This is a genomic window from Shewanella sp. LC6 (assembly GCF_006385735.2).
GTDB lineage: Bacteria > Pseudomonadota > Gammaproteobacteria > Enterobacterales > Shewanellaceae > Shewanella > Shewanella xiamenensis.
Window position 1 is genome coordinate 652,788 of record NZ_CP043902.1, and the last position, 20,443, is coordinate 673,230.

General features: G+C 46.3%; 18 protein-coding genes. 13 read left to right on the forward strand and 5 right to left on the reverse strand.

Going from position 1 to position 20,443, the window contains the following annotated elements:
- Positions 1–405: 405 nt before the first annotated feature.
- Positions 406–1,164, forward strand: coding sequence for a uridine phosphorylase (udp, locus tag FJD32_RS03025; RefSeq protein WP_140907712.1), 759 nt, complete (start codon positions 406–408; stop codon positions 1,162–1,164).
- 108 nt (positions 1,165–1,272) lie between these two features.
- Here the strand turns inward: udp and FJD32_RS03030 are convergent, their stop codons facing one another.
- Complete coding sequence (locus FJD32_RS03030) at positions 1,273–2,025, reverse strand: outer membrane protein OmpK (protein ID WP_055648047.1); 753 nt, start codon at positions 2,023–2,025, stop codon at positions 1,273–1,275.
- Positions 2,026–2,513: 488 nt separating this feature from the next.
- Between FJD32_RS03030 and FJD32_RS03035 the strand changes: the two genes are divergently transcribed.
- The 3 genes from FJD32_RS03035 to FJD32_RS03045 are packed head-to-tail and all read left to right on the forward strand — an operon-like array spanning position 2,514 to position 4,863.
- Positions 2,514–2,984, forward strand: a complete 471-nt coding sequence (locus FJD32_RS03035) for an NfeD family protein (protein ID WP_055648046.1) — start codon at positions 2,514–2,516, stop codon at positions 2,982–2,984.
- 11 nt (positions 2,985–2,995) lie between these two features.
- Positions 2,996–3,931: a slipin family protein gene (locus tag FJD32_RS03040; protein WP_037422376.1), complete on the forward strand. Its 936-nt coding sequence runs from the start codon at positions 2,996–2,998 to the stop codon at positions 3,929–3,931.
- Complete coding sequence (locus FJD32_RS03045) at positions 3,931–4,863, forward strand: stomatin-like protein (protein ID WP_037422379.1); 933 nt, start codon at positions 3,931–3,933, stop codon at positions 4,861–4,863. The genes FJD32_RS03040 and FJD32_RS03045 overlap by 1 nt, the downstream gene beginning before the upstream one ends.
- A 217-nt stretch (positions 4,864–5,080) precedes the next feature.
- Here the strand turns inward: FJD32_RS03045 and FJD32_RS03050 are convergent, their stop codons facing one another.
- From FJD32_RS03050 to priA, 4 genes are all read right to left on the reverse strand, one after another.
- Positions 5,081–5,305, reverse strand: a complete 225-nt coding sequence (locus FJD32_RS03050) for a hypothetical protein (protein ID WP_023266915.1) — start codon at positions 5,303–5,305, stop codon at positions 5,081–5,083.
- A gap of 566 nt (positions 5,306–5,871) precedes the next feature.
- Positions 5,872–6,567, reverse strand: a complete 696-nt coding sequence (locus FJD32_RS03055; protein ID WP_088586609.1) for an SPOR domain-containing protein — start codon at positions 6,565–6,567, stop codon at positions 5,872–5,874.
- Between the two features lie 3 nt (positions 6,568–6,570).
- Positions 6,571–8,316 (reverse strand): arginine--tRNA ligase, encoded by a 1,746-nt coding sequence (gene argS, locus FJD32_RS03060; RefSeq protein ID WP_088586610.1) that lies wholly within the window; start codon positions 8,314–8,316, stop codon positions 6,571–6,573.
- A 111-nt stretch (positions 8,317–8,427) separates the two neighbouring features.
- Entirely contained in the window at positions 8,428–10,641 is a 2,214-nt protein-coding gene (gene priA / locus FJD32_RS03065) for a primosomal protein N' (RefSeq protein WP_122040778.1), read from the reverse strand.
- 104 nt (positions 10,642–10,745) lie between these two features.
- Here priA and FJD32_RS03070 point away from each other — a divergent pair, with 104 nt between their 5' ends.
- The 9 genes from FJD32_RS03070 (at position 10,746) to mshL (ending at position 20,443) form a co-directional block, all read left to right on the forward strand.
- Positions 10,746–11,807 carry a FimV/HubP family polar landmark protein gene (locus FJD32_RS03070; protein WP_088586611.1) on the forward strand — a complete coding sequence of 354 codons (1,062 nt, stop codon included), beginning with the start codon at positions 10,746–10,748 and terminating at the stop codon, positions 11,805–11,807.
- A 179-nt stretch (positions 11,808–11,986) separates the two neighbouring features.
- On the forward strand, positions 11,987–12,199 hold the full coding sequence (rpmE, locus tag FJD32_RS03075) for a 50S ribosomal protein L31 (RefSeq protein ID WP_037422397.1): 213 nt from the start codon (positions 11,987–11,989) through the stop codon (positions 12,197–12,199).
- 512 nt (positions 12,200–12,711) lie between these two features.
- Complete coding sequence (locus FJD32_RS03080; protein ID WP_069454188.1) at positions 12,712–13,956, forward strand: malic enzyme-like NAD(P)-binding protein; 1,245 nt, start codon at positions 12,712–12,714, stop codon at positions 13,954–13,956.
- Positions 13,957–14,171: 215 nt separating this feature from the next.
- Positions 14,172–16,082: an RNase E specificity factor CsrD gene (gene csrD / locus FJD32_RS03085; RefSeq protein WP_037422403.1), complete on the forward strand. Its 1,911-nt coding sequence runs from the start codon at positions 14,172–14,174 to the stop codon at positions 16,080–16,082.
- Positions 16,083–16,320: 238 nt separating this feature from the next.
- A complete protein-coding gene (locus FJD32_RS03090; RefSeq protein WP_140907713.1) occupies positions 16,321–17,199 on the forward strand; it encodes an MSHA biogenesis protein MshI in 879 nt (292 codons plus the stop codon).
- Complete coding sequence (locus FJD32_RS03095; RefSeq protein WP_037422409.1) at positions 17,196–17,798, forward strand: PilN domain-containing protein; 603 nt, start codon at positions 17,196–17,198, stop codon at positions 17,796–17,798. Before FJD32_RS03090 ends, FJD32_RS03095 begins: the two co-directional genes overlap by 4 nt.
- Positions 17,795–18,445: an MSHA biogenesis protein MshJ gene (locus FJD32_RS03100; protein WP_140907714.1), complete on the forward strand. Its 651-nt coding sequence runs from the start codon at positions 17,795–17,797 to the stop codon at positions 18,443–18,445. The genes FJD32_RS03095 and FJD32_RS03100 overlap by 4 nt, the downstream gene beginning before the upstream one ends.
- On the forward strand, positions 18,432–18,749 hold the full coding sequence (locus tag FJD32_RS03105) for an MSHA biogenesis protein MshK (protein ID WP_140907715.1): 318 nt from the start codon (positions 18,432–18,434) through the stop codon (positions 18,747–18,749). Before FJD32_RS03100 ends, FJD32_RS03105 begins: the two co-directional genes overlap by 14 nt.
- 14 nt (positions 18,750–18,763) lie before the next feature.
- Entirely contained in the window at positions 18,764–20,443 is a 1,680-nt protein-coding gene (gene mshL, locus FJD32_RS03110; RefSeq protein WP_140907716.1) for a pilus (MSHA type) biogenesis protein MshL, read from the forward strand.

Here is a 20,443-nt window from a genome sequence, read left to right on the forward strand (position 1 = left end):
TCCTTGTCGTCTTTCTACTGTGCTTTGGTCTCGTCTTAACCCTAACCTTAGGCATAATGAATAAACGTGATATGGATCAATATTTGTCCTTCTACAGGTTAATACTAAAGCGTGATTTCAGCAAATCAGCTATAAATCAATGATCTATATCTTTTATATTGCTTGATGTGGCGATTGAGTCAGATCTGACTCACACTTTATTCCACGTAATTGATACAAGCTCACAGAAGCATCACAGATTTGCTATCTTTGTGATCAAGCTGTAATAGATTTGGTAATTACATTACGGATGAACAATTCTTCTTGCCGATAATTCTGTGATCAAGTTAACCTTCACCGCTTCGATACTAGGTTAAAGTCGATTATATAAGAATTTTACTATCAAAAATGAAAGGGGTTTTCACGATGGCTGATGTATTTCATTTAGGTTTGACCAAAGCGATGCTCGATGGCGCTACGTTGGCGATTGTGCCAGGCGATCCTGAGCGTGTAAAACGTATTGCTGAGTTAATGGATAATCCAACGTTTCTTGCAAGCCACCGCGAGTACACCAGCTACTTAGCGTATGCTGAAGGTAAGCCAGTGGTGATTTGTTCTACCGGTATCGGTGGTCCATCAACATCGATTGCGGTAGAAGAGTTAGCGCAATTAGGCGTGAATACCTTCTTACGTGTTGGTACTACAGGTGCGATTCAACCCCATGTGAATGTGGGTGATGTGATTGTGACTCAAGCGTCAGTGCGTTTAGATGGCGCGAGCTTACATTTTGCACCAATGGAGTTCCCAGCAGTGGCTAACTTTGAATGTACCACAGCTATGGTTGCTGCGTGCCGCGATGCGGGCGTAGAGCCACATATTGGTGTTACCGCATCTTCAGATACCTTCTATCCAGGTCAAGAGCGTTACGACACTGTCACTGGCCGTGTGACCCGCCGTTTTGCTGGTTCAATGAAAGAGTGGCAAGAAATGGGCGTGCTGAACTATGAAATGGAATCAGCCACCCTATTTACTATGTGTGCGACTCAAGGTTGGCGCGCTGCCTGTGTGGCGGGTGTGATCGTAAACCGTACTCAACAAGAAATTCCTGATGAAGCAACAATGAAGAAAACCGAAGTCAGTGCGGTTTCTATCGTGGTTGCAGCGGCTAAGAAGTTACTCGCGTAATCTTGGTTCAATATCACTCCCCTGCAAAGCGAGTGGCTCAATAACAAAAAAGGTGCCTTGGGCACCTTTTTAATTTTCAAAAGTAACTTTGACTTTTGCCAGTCACTGTTAGAAGTGGTACTGAGCAATCACAGAGTAAGTGTCTTGGTCGATACCTTTCACGCCGTATTTATTGGTCCACAGATCGTACTCAATACCTACCAGCAGTTTATTTGCCTTATGGTCACCAAATAGGCTCTTACCTAAATCGTATTTAAGCTGAGGGTTAAAGTGGAAGTTCTCTTCATAACCACTGTTGTCTGTTGCAAATACCCAATCGATAAAGCCATCGAGAATGATGTTAGCAGACCCTACAGGGATATCGATTCTGAATACTGGGGTGAACTGCCAACCATCACTGATGTTGCCTGAGCTCATCGCATCGCGACGATAGGTGTTGAAGTTAAGGTAAGTAAAGTAAGGCACGGCAACATCGACCCCTAAGCCATAGAGCAAGCTATGCACAGGGCCTTCACCTTCTTCGTAGGTGAGGGCTAATGAAAGATCGGTAATTGGGCCGAAGGCAATCTTTTCGCCGAGGATTTTACTCGCGCTAAAGCGCGGTGAAATCTCTCCGTAGGTGGTGCTATCCATGCCCGTGTGGTCGCCTTTGAAATAGATAAAATCTTGGAAGGCAAACCAATCACCGTATTTCCATGCACCAGCGGTTTCGAGTGTGACTGTCGTTTGCTTGTCCGAAGGAGCCAAGTCGTAGTCTTCGCCATAAAGGGCGGTTGCACTGAAATCCCACCACTGTACTAAGTCACCAGCAAATGCTTGAGGTGAAAGCATTAATGCTAGACATAGGCATGTCTTTTTCATTGTTATTTCCTGTTGTAGGGGTAGAGGTTAATAAGGTTGTACTCAGTTCCTGCTCTGTGCACTGTATGGCAAAGCGACTCAGGTGTTGTGTCTTGAGTCGACCCCCGACAGAGAGCTAGGTCAAAAGTGCGGGCAATATATGCAAAAATTTACAATTATTCAAAGTTTTTATCGAATGTTGTTGTGAAAATCACATAATCATATTGTGGGTTTGTGTTTGCTTAATTTATTGATTTTGTATGATTATTTATTGTTTTCATTCTTGTTTGTTGATGTTTTAAGCTAACTTTTTGAATTGATTGTGCTTAATTTTAGAACAGAAACCCATAGCGTTTTCCCTATAAAGCGATTCAGCCTATTAGTCAGCTTCAGTTATTTCCCTTGCTGTCGTTTAAAAATCGGCGTATAAATTTATGACATATTATGTCGCGCGTCTGTTGTTCTGCTGCTATAGTGCTGCACTGGATGCTCTCATTTCAGGGGGAAATATGGAGTTTTCGAATCTGATTGTCATCTGGTCTATTATCGGGATTATCTTGATGCTAGCGGAACTGGTGATACCCGGAGGTATAGTTGTGCTTCTTGGTGCCGCCTGTTTAGTGGTCGCAGGTGCCTTAGGTATTGGCCTAGTGGAAGGCTTAGTTCAAAGTCTGACACTGTGGTTTATGTCGGCCATTGTCCTATTGCTTGCCTTTCGGCAAGTCACACAAAAATTGGTCGGTGGGGATTCCCATGTGGACAACACCGATGAAGAACTTGATATCTACAATCAAATCGCTCGAGTGAAACAAACCATAGGCCCAGGACAATCGACAGGAAGAGTCGAGTTTCAAGGGAGCGAATGGCCCGCATTGGGGGATGGTAGTGTCATTGCTGCGGGCTCTGAGGTCAGGATTATCTGCCGTGAAAACATTGCCCTAGTGGTTGAGCCTGTTCATCAGGCAACGTCTCAAAACTAAAGGATGAGTCTATGTTTGTGTTTACCTTAATCATTTTATTTGTCTTGTTTATTCTCTATAAGCTCATGCTAATAGTGCCAATGCGTGAGGTGCATGTCATTGAGCGTTTAGGGAAATTTCGCACTGTGTTACAACCGGGATTTCATTTCTTAATTCCCTTTTTCGACCGTGTGGCCTATCGCCACGATACCCGTGAGCAAGTGCTCGACGTGCCGCCACAAAGCTGTATCTCCAAGGATAACACTCAGCTTGAAGTGGATGGTTTAGTGTATCTCAAGGTTATGGATGGAAAACTAGCGAGCTACGGTATTGAAAACTATCGTAAAGCTGCCGTCAATCTGGCGCAAACTACGATGCGTTCTGAAATCGGTAAGCTCACTTTGAGTGAAACCTTTTCCGAGCGTGACCGCTTAAACGAATCCATAGTGCGCGAGATTGATAAGGCGTCTGAGCCTTGGGGGATCAAAGTGTTACGTTATGAGATCCGCAATATCACGCCATCGCGCCACGTGATCCATACCCTTGAAAAACAAATGGAAGCTGAGCGCCGTAAACGCGCTGAAATTACCCTAGCCAATGCTGAAAAGGCCGCGATGATCAATATGTCAGAGGGTGAACGCCAAGAAGCGATTAACATTTCTGAAGGCCAAAAACAGAAGCGTATCAACGAAGCTAAGGGCACAGGCCAAGAGATTGCCATTATTGCTAAGGCAAAGTCCGAAGGCATGGCAATGATTTCCCAAGCGTTAGCGGTTAATGGCGGTACCGATGCGATGAATATGTTGTTAAAAGAGCAGTTTATTGCTCAGGTTGGTAAGATCCTCAACGATTCGCAAGTGTCGGTCGTCCCGGCTGAAATGGCAAAACTCGAAGGATTCTTCGAAGGAATGGAACAAGTCACCCAAACCGTGGCTGGCCATAATGCAACTAGCAAAGGAGCACGCTAATGGAAATCCCATTGAATACTGATGTCGCAGTAATGGTTATTTGGGGACTGATTTTCGCCATATTTGTGATTAAGCTGTTCCAATCCATTCGCTTAGTCCCGACTAAATCGGCTTATATCGTTGAGCGTTTAGGTAAGTACCACTCGACGTTAGATGCGGGTTTCCACACCCTGATCCCATTTGTCGATAAAGTGGCTTATATCCATGACTTAAAAGAGGAAACTATCGACGTGCCACCACAGGAGTGCTTCTCGAGCGATGAGGTAAATGTGGAAGTCGATGGGGTGATTTATATCTCTGTTACCGATCCTGTGAAGGCAAGCTACGGCATCACCGACTATCGTTATGCGGCTATCCAGCTGGCACAGACCACCACGCGCTCTGTGATCGGCACTTTAGATCTCGACCGCACCTTTGAAGAGAGGGATGTGATTTCGGCCAAGGTAGTCGAAGTGCTCGACCAAGCAGGCGCCATGTGGGGGATCCGCGTGCATCGTTATGAGATTAAGAACATCACGCCGCCCGAGACGGTGAAAAACGCCATGGAAATGCAAGTGAATGCCGAGCGTGAGCGCCGTGCATTACTGGCAAAGAGTGAGGGTGATAAGCAGAGTAAGATCAATCGTTCCGAAGGGATTAAAGCGGAAACGATTAACCGTTCTGAGGGGGAAATGCAGCGTCGTATCAACGAGGCCGAAGGTAAAGCGGAGGAGATTTTAACGCTGTCGCGCGCAACTGCCGAATCGATTGAACGTTTAGCAACAGTGATTGCCGCTCCTGGTGGCCATAACGCACTGCGTATGCAACTCGGTGAGCAATACTTTAAGCAGCTTGATGGTTTAAGCCAAAAGTCTAGCCGTATTGTGTTGCCCGGTAATATGGTCGATTTCGATTACTGGATGAATAGCATAGGCTTAAAAGAGAAAGCTTAAGACACTAAACCATGCAGGTGCTTAAATATTCATAACTTAAGCACCAATAAACCTAAGGCCAAATAGTGATATTTGGCCTTATTTTTTGCGGTTTTGCATAGGATTGACAAGGATGATTGGTTGAAAATGTTTCGGACGAATGCATCTAATTGACGCGGTACAGGGGGAATTCAATGAAGCCATCCGTTGGCGTTACATTGTATTAAGACTAAGCGCGTTAATAGGCCAAACGTTCAGAGATTTCGGAGTGGGAATGGGTTTCGATAAGCCGCGCGATAGTGTCTTGTTCAAGTACTGCTAAGGCGGAAATTTCGTTGTAAATCTTATCCTGCACATCTAAAGGCATGTGAACATGCTCCATAAACATCCGGATACTTAAGGCGTCACCACTTTTGAACAGTTGGCTAAATTCAGAGGCTTCGATCTCGATTAATGCATTCATAATACTTCACCCTGAGGTTGGTTTTTGGAGAGTAGACAACAGGTTTTGCTGTTTATTAAGAGATACGCCTAAGTTTGATCTAGGTCAATTAAACGCCATATTAATCTTTCTTAATAAACAAATTTACTGTGTAAAAATAGGTGGTTATAAATTCTATAAAATGAAATTGTGACTTATACCAATCACATTAAATATCTAATCAGTTCAGAGCCTCACAGGCATCTCAATCCAAGGCGCATTGACGAAGAAATGGTTATTCCCTTTTAAGTCAATGTAACACGGGAGTGAGATGCCTGTGAGGCTCCCGAAGGGCGGGGTTGAACGTGCTTTATACTGCGTTTAAGGCTTTCGACAGAGCGCCACTATGCCTTCAAGCCTTCGCCTTGTCTAAAGCCCGTTTAACTCCCGCTGAATGAACAGATATTTAATACGATTGGTATTAGCTCAATGTTTAAAACGAGGCGAAAGAGGGTGGTTGGGAGCGGACTTCAGTTGGCAAGAAGATAAAAAATCGCGGCGCGTGATGGCTCACGCGCCGCGATTCAGAGACCCATTTCCGAGTAGGATTACTTAGGAATGGCTAAGAGTTGGCAGCCATTGATCCCTGCATTTTGCAAGGTGTGACGCTTACGCTCGGCATCACGTTTGCGCTCATAAGGCCCGAGGATGACTTTGTACCAAGTGCCTGAGGTGCCCTCAATTTGCCTGACCTGCGCTTCTAATCCTTGGAATGCAATCACGGCCTTCATCTGGTTCGCCTGCGACTCCTGACGGAATGAGGCGCACTGCAATTGATATTGCTGTGGCGCTCGCGTCGCCACGACATCAGGAATATCCACTTCGACGTGTTTATTCTCAAGCTCGTCCAGATAGGTCCATTCTTCCTTGGGTTTAGGCGGCAAGGCATTCGGATCTTTCTTCGGCACTTCAACTACCGGCTGTTCCTCTACCGGAGCGGCGACGGCGACCTCTTGGCGTTCAGTCTCTTTCACCTTTGGTGTAAGGAGAGCAGCAGGTTCTTTTGTCTTCACTTCTTTTTCTGTTTTGACTTCTACAGGCGCTTCCTGCTTGGCCGTGTCTTTAATGCTCCACAGAAAATAGCCAAAACTGCCTACAGCAATAAAGGCAAACAGGATCAAAGGAATAGGAAGCTTACGGCTAGGCGGGGCCTTTTTAGCCGCAGGCCTTGCGCGTGTCGCGCGGATCGGGCGCGGTTTTGCGCCCGATTGCGGTCTTCTGTTGGCATAGTCACGATTGCTCATGGCTTACATCCGTTCTAGGGTTTCGATACCTAGTAGATTTAGGCCTTTTTGCAGAGTGCTCGCCGTCAGTTGTGACAGCAGTAAACGACTGTGTTTTTGCTCGTCGTTATCGGCTGCAAGCACTGGGCAGGCCTCATAGAAACTAGAGAAAGCCCCTGCTAATTCATAGAGGTAACCGCAGAGCACATGTGGTTGGCCTTTGTCGATAACACGGCTTAGGATTTCACCAAACTGCGCCAGTTTGTTGCCTAGATCTTTCTCTTTTTCGTGGTCGAGTACGATTTTGGCTTGGCTTAAGTCAACATCGGTCGCACGCTTAAAAATGCCAGCGACACGGGTGTAAGCGTATAACAGGTAAGGCGCGGTATTGCCTTCAAAGCTCAGCATTTGCTCGAAGCTGAAGATGTAATCGCTGGTACGGTTTTTCGACAGATCAGCATATTTTACCGCGCTGATCCCAACTACGCGGGCAATCTCTGCAAGTATCGCTTCATCCATATCTGGATTCTTACTGCGAACTAATTCCAGCGCGCGGCTGTTGGCTTCGTCGAGCAGATCAACTAATTTCACCACGCCACCAGTACGGGTCTTGAACGGACGACCATCTTCGCCATTCATAGTACCAAAGCCTAAGTGCTCGAGTGACATATCCTCGCGGACAAACTTGGCCAGTTTGGCAAGGCTAAACACTTGCTGGAAGTGCAGTGCTTGGCGTAAATCAACAAAGTACAGCACGCGGTCGGCTTTGAGTACACTTGAGCGGTAACGCATCGCGGCTAAGTCGGTTGTGGCGTACAGGTAACCACCATCGGCTTTTTGAATGATAACCGGCAGTGGTTCGCCTTCTTTTGTGCGGAAGGCCTCTTGGAAGACCACTTTGGCGCCGTTACTTTCAGTCAATAAACCTTGGGCATCTAAATCTTTAACAACTTGCTCTAAATCGGCGTTGTAGGCGCTTTCACCGTGCACGTCGGCGCGGGTTAAACTCACCCCTAAACGCTCGTATACTTCGTGGCAATGGCTTAGCGAAATATCGTTAAATTCGCGCCACAGTTTGTTGCAGTACTCATCACCGGATTGCAGTGCAACCACAAGCTGACGGGCGCGGGTCGCGAACTCAGCCGATTCGTCGAAACGCAGTTTGGCGGCGCGGTAGAAGGTTTCGAGATCCGATAACTCTAATTGGGCTTGTTCGCCATTGGCTGCACGTAATTCTTCCATGTAAGCCAGCAACATACCAAATTGGGTGCCCCAGTCGCCCACGTGGTTTTGACGGATCACTTTGTGGCCTAAAAACTCGAGGGTGCGCACCACGCTATCGCCGATGATGGTTGAACGCAGGTGACCTACGTGCATCTCTTTGGCGAGGTTGGGTGATGAATAATCCACCACAACAGTTTGTGGTGCGGGTAATTTGATCCCTAAATGCGCATCGCCAATCGCGGCTTGTAATTGGTTAGCCAGTGCGCTGTCATCGATGAAGAAGTTGATAAAACCTGGGCCTGCAATTTCAACTTTTGCCACATAGGCGGAGGCGGGAAGGTTGTCGATGATCAGCTGTGCTAATTCACGCGGATTTTTACCCGTTGCCTTGGTTAGCATCATGGCTACGTTGGTTGCCAAGTCGCCATGGCTCTTATCCTTGGTTCGATCTACTTGAATTCGGGCCTCAAAATCCGCAGGTAAAATACCTTGTTGTTTAAAGGATTCGATGGTTTGGTCAAGTAATGATTGGATATGTGATTTCATGGGTTAATTAGCTACTAACTTTAAGAGTGAATACAGGGAATAACCGCGTATTTTAGCCGTTTGTGGTGACTAATTGCTATCTTCCCGATGATTTTTTATCAAATTATTGAATCACAACAGATCCTGCGGATCCCTATCTAGGCTCCAGCGGCAGCGTTTGGCTTCGGGCAGTTGTTCCACCAGCGGATAAATACGCTCGAACTCCTGCTGTAATCTATGTCTGTGTTTGGCCTGAAACATCAACTGGCGGCGGAACTTACCGGCCTTTCGATCGAGTGGCGCGGGCATTGGGCCGATAATCTCAAACTCTTTATCTTGGGGCAGCAAGGATGCAAACGCATTAAGAAAATTGTCAGCATCTAAGGCAGAATGCGCCTCGGCGCGCACCAGTACCATATGCCAAGCGGGTGGCAAGAGCGCCATTTGCCGTTCTTTTAATTGACTGCGGGCAAATTCGCCATAACCGCGGTGGAGTAAATCCCTAAGGATCGGGTTATCACTCTGGTGAGTTTGCAGAAGCACTGTACCGGGTTTATTGGCCCGCCCAGCGCGGCCCGCCACTTGGGTATAAAGCTGGCCGAAGCGCTCTGGCGCCCTAAAGTCGGCGCTAAATAGCGCACCATCGACATCGAGTAAGCCCACTAAGGTAACATCAGGGAAGTGGTGCCCTTTGGCCAGCATTTGGGTGCCAACCAAGATTTTATATTCGCCCTTATGAATCGCACTTAAATGGTTTTCTAGCGAACCTTTAAGGCGGGTGGTATCGCGATCGATACGCACCACTGGATATTTTGGAAACTCCAATTGCAGTGCTTCGGCGAGCTGCTCGGTACCAATACCTTGGCCCATCAACATGGTACTGCCGCAATTATGGCATTGCCTTGGGATGGCATATTGATTACCACAGTGGTGGCAGCGAATTTCCCCAAGGGATTGATGTACGGTAAAAAATGCATCGCAGCGATCGCATTCGTGTAAGTGGCCACATTCATGGCAGAGCAGTGCTGGTGCAAACCCGCGGCGGTTTAAAAATAGTAATACCTGATTGCCGGCCTCTAAATGGCTGCGGATCTCGTTGATCAGTGGCGCCGACATGCCCGCCTTGAGGGGCAGGTTTTTAATATCGATAATACCTTGGCGTACTTTTTTAGCATTACCAGCCCGCTCACCGAGTTGCAGATGATGATAACGACCACTGAGCGCATTTTGCAGGCTTTCTAAGGAAGGCGTTGCTGACCCTAAAATCACTGGGATTGATTCTAAATGCCCACGCATTACCGCTAAGTCGCGGGCATGATAACCAACGCCTTCTTGCTGTTTAAAGCTGCTGTCGTGTTCTTCGTCGAGGATGATTACACCGGGAAATGCCATCGGCGTAAACAATGCGGAGCGAGTACCAATGATGATGGCCGCTTGGCCACAGCGAGCTTGTCGCCAGGCTTCGAGGCGCTGATTGTCGGTTAAACCTGAGTGCAGCACGGCAACATTCACCTTAAATCGGCGTTTAAAGCGATTGATGGTTTGCGGCGTGAGGCCAATTTCAGGCACTAGAATAAGTGCTTGTTTACCTTGTTTAAGGATATGTTCGAGCAAGGCTAAATAGACTTCTGTTTTACCCGAACCGGTAATGCCCTCGAGCAGAGTACAGTGATATCCTTGTTGCTGCGTTAATACCGTTACGGCAATTGCTTGCTCTTTATTTAGCCTGTGGGGCGTTTCATCGAGCTCGAGTTGGCTGCGCCAATCGAGATTGAGCTCGGCGAGTTTTTCGTGGCGGGCAATCCAGCCTTTATCTTCTAAGGTTTTGAGCGCGGTCTTGTTCAGCGCTAGGCTGGTGACTTCTTCCTGGGTGAGACTGGTTTGTTTTAGCTGTTCGAGTAATTTTTTTTGAGCGGGCGCGCGTTTTAAGGTTTCTGGCGCAATATTGCTGCCTAGCTCTGTGATGTGCCAGTACTGGATTTTTTGTGGCGCGGCATCTAGGCCCTTGCGCAGTGCTACAGGTAAGGCTTGAGTGAGCATTTGGCCTTGGCTGCAAAAGTAGTATCTGGCCGCCCATAGGGTTAATTTATAGAGCGATTCTGGCAATAAGGGCGCGTCATCAATAAACTCTATAACGGATTTCAGTTGCGTTGGCGCCAGATCGCAACTGTCGGTAATCGCGGTAACGAGCCCAATAAGTTGTTGGCGTCCAAAGGGGACTTTGACCCGAACGCCAATTTGTGGCTTGGCTTGGGAGCTATCATCGCTTTGCTCGTTTGTCTTTACGCGATAAGTAAAGTTTTGCCGCATAGGCACAGGTAACGCAACTTCAACAAACAGTGACATATGCTGGGCGAGTCTAAAAGGGAAATGAGGTTTAGTGTACTCAGCGCGGCTAGCAAGGGCTAGTCCTAATGACAGTTTATCCAAGGATAGTTGAGAGTAAGTAAATGACTAAAATAGCGAAATCATTAGGACTCTTTGCCTTAGTATGCAGTGCTGCTGTGCAGGCACAGGTTTCCCATGTCAGCATCAACAATCGGATGTTTGAATTGGGCGCCTATCCCAAAATGCGCGTGAATGTGATCAGTGATAATCAGGATATGACGCGGCTTGAGTTTGTGTTGCATCAGTCCAGTGGTGAAGAAAAGCTGATGGCTGAACAGCTCAACCGTTTCTTGATATTGCTGACGGGAGTTGAGGATGTCACTGATCCTAAGGCACGCTTGTTAGTTCGTGAATATCGAGTCGATCGCTGGTATGAAGTGAAAAATCTGCCGCTGTTTGATAATACTTCCTCTGCGACGTCTTCAGTATCGCAAGCAAAAACCGCGGTTGTTAAATCAAGCAAAGCAGCCAAAGCCGAAACTAGTCAGTTGGCGGCAAGCTCTGCTAAAAGTGACAAAACCACAGTTAAATCAACTAAGGTTGTGCAAGAGGTGAATTTAGTCACCGCTGAAGCAGATGTTGCGCCCGTTATTGTGGCGGCTGTGACGGCAAACGTTGTTGCCCCCCGCGCTTCTGGATTTACCTTCCCAGAGGATAAGCCTGACGCGAAAGCATCCTCAGCTTCGAGTTTGTCTACGGAACCTTCTATCGCTAAGCCATCGACCGAATCATCTGCTGCCCAAGTCTCATCTGCAAACGCAGATATGGTAAAAGCTGATAAGAGTATAAATGGGATTGATGTGTCTGAAGCTAAGACAGCCGAAGTGACTAAGATCGCTAGCTCGACAAATGCCAATGCAACAAGCTCGGGTGAGTGTATGTTGGATTATCACAACGAGACCCTATGGCGGATTGCCAATCGCTATGCCCTTGAGTGGCAAGTCAGTGTATATGGTGCGATGTTGGCGATTCATGACGCTAATCCTAAAGCATTTGCTAAAAATCGTATCAATGCCTTAAAGAAAGATGCCATTTTAACTTGTCCATCGGCTGAGATACTCGCGCGTTATCCCGATGCACAGGGCGCTAAGGCGAGTTTCGAAGATAGGGAAGCTGGCCAATAAAAGCTGAGACAAATGGTCAGTAAACAAGTGGATTATCGTTAAAATGCTCAGATAATCTACTTGTATCCGCTTAGGTGATACTGTAATATCCTGCGCCCTAACATATCCGTTATTAACTGCATGTGGTGTCCGACTTCGGGTTGGAAGAGCGACATGGCCTTACTTTTGAGGTAATCCCAATGAAACCAGGTATCCACCCAGAATATGCAGTAATCACTGCAAACTGTACTTGTGGCAACGTAATCAAAGTAAACTCTACTGCTGGTAAAGACCTGCATTTAGACGTTTGTGGTGCATGTCACCCATTCTACACAGGTACACAAAAAATTGTTGATACAGGCGGTCGTATCGACAAGTTCAACAAGCGTTTTGGTATGCTTGGCAAGAAATAATTGCGTTAGCAATATTTCTCTCGAAGGCGCCTCTGGCGCCTTTTTGCTTTTTGTCGTTAGCTGGCACGTAATCGCTACTTTTTAGCCTTTCTGGTACGATTTCAATTAAAAAAACACCACTATCACTTTCTTCCTGTTAAATTGCGCAAAATCGACTTATTTATAGTAATTAACGATAATATAATGCTAGTTAGTGTCTTTATTGTAATTTAGTCAACATTTTTTAGGTTTAACCACAGTTTTACCCTTGTTTTATTGCATATTTTCGTTTGTTTTCTACAAAATTAAACAGGTAATCATCCGTTATCGACTAAGATAAGTTTGTAAAACTTAGCTTAGGGCGACAATTCAGCCGTAAAGGCGAAATTTCTCAAGATCTTATTTAAAATGTGACCTAATTGGCGTATCTTACCCCGACCTGCCACACTGTTTAAATCACCCATAAATGAGGTGATCTTGAGTCGGTCGGCCTTACTTCCATACTTATAAATGTCGCATTTCAGGATGTTAAAATGTCAGATATTCGTCAACAAGCACTCGATTATCATGAATTCCCCGTTCCCGGTAAAACTGCAGTATGCCTCACCAAACCTGCTGAAACGAGCCATGACCTCGCGCTAGCCTATAGCCCAGGTGTGGCTGAACCAGTACGTGAAATTGCCGCTAATCCTGAAAATGCCTATCGTTATACCAACAAAGGTAACACTGTTGCCGTTATTTCTAACGGTACGGCGATTCTGGGCCTAGGCAACTTAGGTCCATTGGCTTCAAAGCCCGTGATGGAAGGTAAGGCACTATTATTCAAACACTTTGCTAATATCGACTCGACCGATATTGAAGTAACGCATAACACTGCTGAAGAGTTTATTAATACAGTTGCGGCTATTGCTGGCACCTTTGGTGGGATTAACCTCGAAGACATCAAAGCGCCTGAATGCTTTGTTATCGAGCGCGAATTGATTGAGCGTTGTAATGTGCCTGTGTTTCACGATGACCAGCATGGCACAGCCATTGTTACCGCAGCTGGCATGATTAACGCTTTAGACATTCAAGGTAAACTGATTAGCGATGCCACTTTTGTGTGTATGGGTGCTGGTGCGGCTGCCATTGCCTGTATGACCATGTTAGTGAAGTGTGGTGCTAACCGCGCCAACATTTACATGCTTGACACCAAAGGCGTGATCCATGCGGGTCGTACTGATCTGAATGAATACAAAGCCTTGTTTGCGAATGAGACTGACAAGCGTACCTTGCAAGATGTGATTAAAGGCGCTGACGTTTTCTTAGGGCTATCCGGCCCAAATGTGATTGGTGCTGAAGAAGTGGCCATGATGGCGGATAAGCCAGTGATTTTTGCCTGCTCAAACCCAGACCCTGAAATAAAACCTGAACTTGCCCACGCGACGCGCAGCGATTTAATTATGGGCACTGGTCGCAGCGATTATCCAAACCAAGTGAACAACGTACTGTGTTTTCCGTTTATTTTCCGCGGCGCATTAGATGTGCGTGCATCGTGCATTAACGATGAGATGAAGATTGCGGCTGTACATGCCATTGCCGGATTAGCGAAAGAAGAAGTTCCAGCAAGTGTACTTAAGGCTTATCCAAAGGTAAGTTCATTAAGTTTTGGTCCTGAATATGTGCTACCAAAACCGATGGATCCACGTTTATTGCCGCGCGTGGCCCGCGCCGTGGCGCAAGCGGCCATTGATTCGGGTGTTGCTGCAATAACAACTTTGCCCCAATATGCGGATTAAGCGACAAGAGAATTAATAGAAGAAGAGGCTAATTAGCCTCTTTTTTGTTTTAACGTTGGCTGAAATCTCTGCTATTGGCGCGATTTTCAATGTCTTTGAAAATAAATCCTAGGTTGCCTTTTAGCTTATGCTACTGAATAATCTTGAGTAGCATTTGTTTAACTCATGTTAAGAGTGCACCAATAATTATAATAATCCTGCAGGATAGCGGCTCGATGAAATTCACTCGAATGTTAACAACAAAACTAACCAGCTTCTGGTTAATGTCTTTAGCCGCTATTGCCTTCGTGTTTTTACTCAGCGCAATGATGAGTTTTGTACAATTAACCTATAAGTTTCAGCAGCAGAAAGTGTCTGAACTTGAATCCCTTCTAATAGAGCATTATCACTCCCAGCCCGATTGGGAGTTGGAGTCTTGGCTGCCTCCCATGTTGCTGGCGTATAACGCCGTTGAATTTCGTTTAACCATGAAGAGCGAAGTGCTTTTCGCCTATCACGGCAATGTGCAGACGCAAAATGCCATGGTGTATACCCATTTGCTCGATCCTCAGTCGGGTCTCACAATGGCTCTGAGCTTGCCACAACCTTTCGAACATTACAGTGTGAGTTGGTATGAGTTGCTTATCTTGGGCATTGGCTTACTAGCTGTGATTGCTTTGGTTCGTTTCGGACATATATGGTTTTCGCAGCAGTTGGATGGTATTGAGGAACTTGCTCAGCGCAGTCGATTAATTTTACAAGGTAAACATGAACAAGCGCTGGCAACCCCTGGTAATGGTAAGCCAAGGCTAATCAATAGAGCCTTAACCAAACTGCTTGAGGAATTGCAGGATGCCCATAAGGAACGAGGTCGTTTCGATAAGTTTATTCGCTCCAATACCTTTTTAGATGCGCAAACCCGTATTGGTAATCGGTTGTTTTTAAATAACCGCCTCGATGCCATGAGCCATGACCAAGGTATGGTCGCTCATGGGGTGATTTATCTGTTAGAAATGGATGATCTCGATTTGATACAGCAGGCAAAGGGTGAAGCTGCTGTTAAAGAGTTACTCCATGCGACGGTCAATAGTATTAACTCTATCTTGCAAACCTTGCCGAACAGTATTTTTGCGCGGCGTAACCATAATCAATTTGCGATAGTTGTGCCCCACGTCTCTTTGATTGAGGCAGATCAGCTCGCCAGTAAGTTACTTAAAGTCTGCTTGAGTCAAACCTTGCCCGATGATGTGGACAATAGAGATAACTTTTACCACTTGGGCTGTGCTTATTTTACCGCCGGGGATAATGTTAATCAGCTGCTTGATGAGGCCGATATGGCGTTACGTGCTGCTCAATTACAAGGTAATAGTAATTGGTTTATGTACGATAAGGGCGCGATTGATGAGGAGTTTGCCAAAGGCTCGGTGCGTTGGCGCAGCTTCTTAGAGAATGCCTTAGTTCAGCGGCGTTTTTATCCCTTTAGTCAGCCCATTATGGATTTAGATGGGAGAGAGCACCATAAAGAGATCTTTACCCGGGCGCGGGATAATCAAGGGACATTAGTGCGGGCGACGTTGTTTATCCCCATGGCAAACAAATGTGGTTTGATGCCACAAATTGAACGGCAGATGATTGAGCGTGTATTGGGGTTGCTCGGCCAAGAGCAGCATAAAGATCAAATCTATAGTGTGAATCTTAGCTTAGATAGTTTGATGAGCCGGGCCTTTACCCAGTGGCTTAAAACGACCTTACTTGAGCATCGCCATCTGACACCTCAACTGATTTTTGAGGTGTCAGAGGATATAGTGATCCAGCATCAAGACAAGCTTCAGCCTAAACTCGATATGATCCGTAAGATGGGAGCTCGTCTGTGTGTCGACCATGTTGGACAACAGGTTGTTGGCACTTACTATATCCGAGAGTGCCATTTCGACATGATTAAACTGCACCGTTCTATCGTACGTCATATTCATTTACGCCCTGAAAATCAATTGTTTATTCGTAGTTTAATCGGTGGTTTGTACCGTACTGAAGTGCAAGTGTGTGCGGAGGGGGTTGAAGTGTTTGAAGAATGGCAAACTTTGCAAATTCTCGGGGTGGGGATGGCCCAGGGCATGTATTTTAGCGATCCAGCAGAGGTGTTATAAGTCGTATTGTTTTCCCCGAGTGATGTGATCCTCGTGGAAGAATAGGGCTGGGTTGTTGAATTTCTCTATAAAATTCACAGATTAGCGGATAAACTAGCCTGTGCCAAAATTATGACGCTGGATATGACGAATTTCGCATTCTAAATGCTGTGAGCTTATCTCCGTCTGGTGGTGTAGAAATAGCGCAATTCGCTGGCTTATCACTCAAGCTTAACTTTATCGGAAGACAGGCATTTTTATGGATAAAGGACTTTTTGCTCGGTTGGCCTTTTGGCGAGCCAAACAGACGGGTGTTGCACTGGGGGTGTATGTCTGTGCTGATAAGCTGTGGGTCTATGCACCTGCCACCGAACGTCTGCATGAGCAGTGGGTTTCTTTTGAATTACAACAAGATCAATGGCAAAGTGTCTTTGCTGAACTTGCCAGCACTTTCCCCCATGCCGCTTTACAGATCACTCTTAGTAGTGGTCGCTATCAATTGCTCGTCGCCGATAAACCGAATGTCGATAGTGAAGAATTATCTCAAGCTTTGATTTGGTCTATAAAAGATATGGTCAATATTCCTGTGCCGCAAATTCACTTGGATTATTTTGAGCCCCCTTTGCCAAGCAATAAACTCAATGTTGTTGTGGTCGATAAAGACAAATTGATCAATATGGTTCAAGCCATCAGTGAGCAAGGCTTGACTGTTTTAGGGATTAGCATCGAAGAACTCGCGATGACCAACCTGTTTATGGATGATAATCAGGCAAGATTGGTCGTTAGCCATCATTCTGGGCAGGAGTTGTTACTGACGGTGGTAAAACAGGGGCTGTTATATATGCAGCGCCGTGTACGCGGTTTTAGCCAATTAGATAAGGCTGAAGTGGATGAACTAAACTATGGATTGGCAGATAACTTAAGCCTAGAAATTCAAAGATCTATGGATTATTTTGAGAGTCAACTGCGCCAGCCTCCTGTTAACTCCATTGAGTTATTTGCCGACGGTGCGATCGATGCCTTAGCGAAGTTGGTGTCAGCCAACTTTAATCAAGCTGTAAACGTGGTTAATAAGACCTCCGTTGGCGCGAAAATGGCGGGATTGGCCTTTAGTGAGCTTTCACGAGGTGACGAGTGATAAAATCGAGAGTCAACCTATATTCTGCCGCCCTATTGCCGCCAAAGCAGAGCTTAACCTTCGCTAAATTAATCAGTTATACCGTAGGCTTGTTAGTTGTCTGCGGTGCAGTTGCCGGTTTTAGCTATTGGACATTAAATGAGTCTGTGCAGGCGCTAAGCCAAGCGTCAGCGCAAAAACAGCAATTTGACCAGCAAAAGGCGGAGTTTGAAGCACAAATCGCCGCCCGTAAACCCGATCCTGAGTTAGTTGCGCGCGTCGAGTTAGAGTCACAGCAGCTCGAGCTAAAGCAATTATTAATGAATGAGCTGGCACTGCGTTCCTCCCTCACCAGCCGAGGTTTTGCACCTGTATTGAAGGATTTGGCTATGGTGGCCGATGCGAGTGTTTGGCTTAACCATATTGTGATTAACGAGCAGCACTTTATGTTTGAAGGATTTGCTGATCATCCACAGAGTATCCCGCTTTGGGTGAGTAAGCTAAAAGCGACCCAGACCTTAAAAGGGCAGGCTTTTTCGTCTATGACTATGGATCGCGGTGAGGATAAACCGCTGGCTTTCACGCTGACGAGTGAGACCCCAGAGGAGCAGGCGCGATGAAAGCCCAATTTGAACAATTAGCGCAAAAGTTTGATGCTCTCAGCCAACGCGAGCGTGGGCTAATCGCCATTGCCCTGTTAGCACTGATCGCTATGTTGGCTTATATGCCTATTGAGTCGCTTTGGAAACAACAGCATTCGACGGCGCAGCAGTTAAAGGTCATAGAGCAAGAAAATCAGGTTTCGGTGCAACAGATTGATTTATATCAGCAGCGATTAGCACTAGATCCCAATCAGGACTATCGCCAGCGTTTAACCTTGCTACAGCAACAAAACCAACAGCTTGATACTCAGCTTAACGAGCAGATGGTCGATATGGTGCCCGCCGATTATATGCCTGAACTATTGGGTAATCTGCTTGGGCAGGTTCAGGGAATTACCTTACAGAAGTTTACCTCTATCGCGCCCGTACCACTGCTTGCGGTGGGTGAAGAGAAAAAGTTGAATTTGTATAGCCATGGGATCCGCATGAGCTTAGAAGGTGATTATTTCTCGGTCTTGCGTTTTGTTGAAGCAGTAGAAGCCATGCCCGACAAACTTTACTGGAAACGCCTCGACTATAAAGTGGCTGATTACCCCAAAGGGAAAATCGATATCGAGCTTTATACCTTGAGTATTAATAAGGACTTTATCAGTGTTGCTCAATAAGCCTTATATTTTCATCGCATTACTGGTTATTTCGGCACAAGTGTCGGCTGAAAACTTACGGGACCCTACTTTGCCCGGTAAAGGCTATTCGGCTGTAAGCGCTGCGAGTCAAAATCAGCATCAAGCCTTAGTGCTCAACAGTATTGTCAGCTCAGGCAACACGGCTTACGCCGTGATTAATAATAAAATTGTGTCCGTAGGTGATAGCATCCAAGGGGTCAAAATCGTGCGTATTACCCCCTCGTCAGTATTACTTTCTGATGGACGAAAATTAGCATTATTTCAAGCAATAACAGAGAGATAGGGAATAAGACTCAGATGACCGCCATTAAATACTTCACACCTCTACTCTCACTTTGTCTTATGGCTTGCCAAACCACAGATAGACCGCAGCCTATGGCATCAAAAGAGGCTCTTTCTGCGTCGATGCAGGCCGCGAAGCAGTCAACGCCACCTCCGCCAGCCGTTATGCCAGACGCGGTGCAGCGTGAACTAAATACTAATACCTTAATGGGCAGTTTAGCTGCGCCCATGGAAACCGAACGTCGTATCGATGTTTCTGCCCATGATGTCGATGCGAGGGTATTTTTCCCGAGCCTCGTTCAGGGCACCCCCTTTAGTGTGGCGGTGCATCCCGATGTGCAGGGCACGATTTCATTGTCGCTAAAAGGCGTGACATTGAGCGAAGCCATTCAAGTGGTTGAAGATATTTATGGCTATGAAGTCAGCCGTGAAGGACGTATTTTGCGAGTATTCCCTGCGGGGATGCGTACTGAGACTTTTCCGGTCAATTACTTATACATGGTACGCGATGGCCTGTCGTTAACCTCGGTGAGTTCGGGCCGAATTTCCGATAACAGCAACTCGAATAACAATAACGGCAATAATAACTCGAATAACGGTAACCTTAGTGGCAATAACAATTCGAGCAACGGTAATAATGCCAACAATAACAGCAGCGATAGCAGCAATGGCACCTTTATCCGTTCGCACACTAAGACCGATTTTTGGGGCGAGTTAAAAGAAACCTTAACCGCCATTGTGGGTGACACGGGCGGTGGTCGCCAAGTGGTCGTCACTCCACAGGCGGGATTAGTGACGATTCGTGCCTATCCGAATGAATTACGTCAAGTGCGTGCTTTTTTAAGTTCGGCAGAGACACATTTACAACGCCAAGTGATCCTTGAGGCAAAGATCCTCGAGGTGACTCTGTCTGATGGTTATCAGCAGGGGATTCAATGGCAAGCGCTTGGCTCAGCGTTAGCAGGGGGAAATACTCAGGTAGGCGTAAGTACGTCTGCGGGGCCAGGTTTGAGTGATCAAATTAGCTCAACGCTGGGTGGCGTAACGACGATTAGTTTCAAGGGTGCGGATTTTGCGGGGATGATTAACCTGCTCGATACCCAAGGTGATGTGGATGTATTATCCAGCCCAAGGGTGACGGCATCGAATAACCAAAAAGCGGTAATTAAAGTCGGTACCGATGAGTATTTTGTTACCGATGTTTCATCAACTACTGTGGCTGGCACTACGCCTATTACGACACCTCAAGTTCAATTAACTCCCTTTTTCTCGGGGATTGCGTTGGATGTAACTCCGCAAATCGATAAAGACGGCAACGTATTACTGCATGTTCATCCATCGGTGATCGATGTCAAAGAACAGGAAAAAGGCATTGTAATCAATGACCAACCTTTAAAATTACCCTTGGCGCAAAGTGAAATTCGCGAATCTGATACTGTGATCCGTGCGGCTTCTGGCGATGTTGTCGTCATTGGTGGTTTGATGAAGAGTGAAAACTCAGAAGTGGTATCGCAAGTACCGTTGCTTGGTGATATCCCTTGGGTGGGTGAACTGTTTAAAAACCGCAGTAAGCAGAAGAAGAAAACCGAGCTGATTATTATGTTAAAGCCGACCGTGGTGGGCGGGGATACGTGGAAAAACGAGTTAGAGCGTTCTAAGACCTTACTCGACCGTTGGTATCCAGAAAATAAGTAA